Here is a 575-nt window from a genome sequence, read left to right as displayed (position 1 = left end):
ACTTCTTTATCCGCGTGTCGTGCCTGCGCTCGCTGTTGGTCCATTTGCTTTTGCAAACTAGCACGAATGCGCAGCTGCAACACAACCAACACCAATACAATAAACGCAACGCCACCCGCGAGGAATGGTACAGATAAAAAAGTATCTTCAGCCATCATCATTCAGCCAATTATAGGTGAGCCATCTCGTCCCATTCGTCGTCAGTTAGCAGCTTGTTCAAATCAACAAGGATCAGAAGCTTACCGTCACGGTTGCTTACACCTTGGATGAATTTCGCGCTTTCGTCTGTACCTACAGAAGGCGTAGTGTCGATCTCAGAAGAACGTAGGTAAACCACCTCAGCAACGCTATCTACCAAGATGCCGATAACTTGACGCTCTGATTCGATCACGATGATACGTGTGTTATCAGTTACTTCGCCTTCCATCAAACCGAAGCGTGAACGTGTATCGATAACCGTTACAACGTTACCACGTAGGTTGATGATACCTAGTACGTAATCTGGCGCACCTGGAACTGGAGCAATTTCAGTGTAACGAAGAACTTCACGAACTTGCATTACATTGATGCCGTAC

1 protein-coding gene and 1 pseudogene are annotated in these 575 nt (G+C 46.6%); both read right to left on the bottom strand.

The window, feature by feature from the left end; all coding sequences use genetic code 11:
• A pseudogene (locus R7093_RS26940) lies at positions 1-155 on the bottom strand (DUF2802 domain-containing protein); the annotation flags it as partial.
• A 14-nt stretch (positions 156-169) separates the two neighbouring features.
• On the bottom strand, positions 170-575 hold a 406-nt coding region (locus R7093_RS26935; RefSeq protein ID WP_318147238.1), incomplete at its 5' end, for a chemotaxis protein CheW.

The sequence above is a fragment of the Vibrio sp. 1580 genome (genome assembly GCF_033340055.1).
This window is presented reverse-complemented; position numbering and strand designations above follow the sequence as displayed.